At 66.0% G+C, this 2,135-nt stretch carries 1 protein-coding gene and 2 pseudogenes; all 3 read left to right on the top strand.

The features are described from left to right. Positions 1–606, top strand: a pseudogene (locus KHP60_RS24755) (cell division protein FtsH); the annotation flags it as partial. A gap of 96 nt (positions 607–702) precedes the next feature. Beyond that, complete coding sequence (locus tag KHP60_RS24750; RefSeq protein WP_213566925.1) at positions 703–1,221, top strand: DedA family protein; 519 nt, start codon at positions 703–705, stop codon at positions 1,219–1,221. A 259-nt stretch (positions 1,222–1,480) separates the two neighbouring features. Further along, positions 1,481–2,135: pseudogene (locus KHP60_RS24745) on the top strand (hypothetical protein); the annotation flags it as partial.

The following is a 2,135-nucleotide window of genomic DNA, read 5'->3' as shown; positions in this document are numbered from 1 at the left end:
GACCCGGTGCACAAGGCCACCATCATCCCGCGCGGCCGCGCGCTCGGCATGGTCATGCAGCTGCCCGAGCGGGACAAGCTGTCGATGTCCTACGAGCAGATGACCTCGCGCCTGGCCATCATGATGGGCGGCCGCATCGCCGAGGAGATGATCTTCGGCAAGGAGAAGGTCACCTCCGGGGCCCAGTCGGACATCGAGCAGGCGACCCGTCTGGCCCGGATGATGGTGACCAAGTGGGGCTTCTCGCCCGAGCTCGGCACCGTGGCCTATGGCGAGAACCAGGACGAAGTCTTCCTGGGCATGTCCATGGGACGCCAGCAGAACATCTCCGAGGCGACCTCCCAGAAGATCGACTCGGAGGTCCGCCGCCTGGTCGAGGACGGGCTCAACGATGCCCGCCGCATCCTGACCGAGAAGGCGCACGAGCTCGAGGCCCTGGCCCGTGGTCTGCTCGAATACGAGACCCTGACCGGCGACGAGATCCGCAACCTCCTCGACGGACAGCCGCCGGTGCGGGACGATGGTGATATGAATGGTGCAAAGCACAGGACCTCGCGTCCGGCCGTTCCGTCGGCAGGAGCAATCGGCATGCCGAAACCGGCCTAAGGCCGGAGGGCGATCCTAGTCCGCGACAACCAACGCGTGCCGGCTCCTGCTGGCGCGCGTCGTCGCATCGTGACCAGTCCTCGAACGGGAGAGCCCATGGACCTCGACACCCTCACGACGATGCTGCTCGACTTTGTTCGGGCGCACCAAGGCTGGGCTCCGTTCATTGTCGGGCTACTAGCCTTTGCCGAGTCGCTCGCGGTTGTCTCGTTGCTCGTCCCCTCGACCGTTCTGCTTCTTGGGATTGGTGCCCTGATTGGGGCAAGCGGTCTGGAATTCTGGCCGATCTGGCTTAGCGCGGCGGTCGGCGCAATCCTCGGCGACTGGCTGTCCTATGCCATCGGCTTTCGGTACAAGCACGCCGCGTTTCGGGTCTGGCCTCTTTCGTCCTGTCAGAATCTCAGTGACCGCGGCGAACAGTTCTTTGCCCGATGGGGCGCGTGGGGCGTCTACCTGGGGCGCTTCATCGGCCCCATGCGAGCCGTGGTACCCCTGACAGCCGGGATCTTCGCCATGCCGATGCTGCTGTTCCAGACAGCGACTATCGCATCTGCCTTTGTCTGGGCTTTCATCATGCTTGCGCCGGGCGCGAGCCTGACTGCATTGGCCAAGTGACACTCAGGCAAATTTCTTGCCGGCGACAGGATTAAGGCCGAAGCCAGCTTCGTATACCGGGCATGGACCATTCCAGAAGGCGAGCCGAGATCATCACCTGCCAGTACGCGCGGGTTCGAGGCGCAGGCGACGGGAGCGGTCCATCGGCAAGGATACGCCGCTTCACCACTGTCCCTAGGCTTCTAATCACAAGGGTCCGTCGGGGCAGCCAGAAGAGTAGCGCAGCCCAATCGATACTGACCTCAGGAAAGAACATCTGATGCAACAGTCTCCGATCGACCAGGGGAACGGTCAGCCCAGACGCAAGGCGGCAAGTCCTTTACGCCGCGGACGCTTCGCGTCCGCCCTGGCGGGTGTGCTTATCGTTGCCATGACTGGCGTGGTCGAGGCCAGGAGCAAAGGCAGCATGGGCTCACGCGGCTCGCGCACCTTCGATGCCCCTCCGGCCACCCAGACGGCTCCCTCAGCCGCGCTGCCGCTCCAGCGCTCGCAGACGAGCCCAAGCCAGGTTCAGCCTCGTCCGGCCACTCCGTCGGCCCAGGCGGCCCAGCCCGCGCGGAGCCGCTTCGGTGGTGGGTTCTTCGCGGGCCTGCTCGGGGCAGGTCTGCTGGGCGCACTGTTCGGCGCCGGCCTGTTCGGCGGCCTCGGGTCGCTGGCCTCCATCCTGGGCTTCCTGGCGCAGGTCGCGCTCATCGGCGGTCTTGTCTTCCTGGTGGTCCGGTTCTTCCGCCGGCGACAGCAGCCAGCCTTGGCCGGGGCACCCGCTGGCACCCCGATGCAGCGCTCGACACTCAGCGGCATGGTCCGGCCGGGTGGCGGAGCAGCCTCTGGCGGCATGCGTGCGGCTGCAGCAGCCAGCACCGCCTCGGCTTCACAGCCGCGCACTCAGGAACTCGCCATCAGGCCCGAGGACT

Source organism: Microvirga sp. 3-52 (genome assembly GCF_018383585.1).
GTDB lineage: Bacteria > Pseudomonadota > Alphaproteobacteria > Rhizobiales > Beijerinckiaceae > Microvirga.
The sequence above is the reverse complement of the archived record's forward strand: the minus strand, read 5'-3'. Positions and strand labels throughout refer to the sequence as shown.

What these genes read in the sequence shown, in the direction of transcription:
- KHP60_RS24750 (WP_213566925.1), top strand. Translation starts at nt 703, where the DNA reads ATGGACCTCGACACCCTCACGACGATGCTGCTCGACTTTGTTCGGGCG.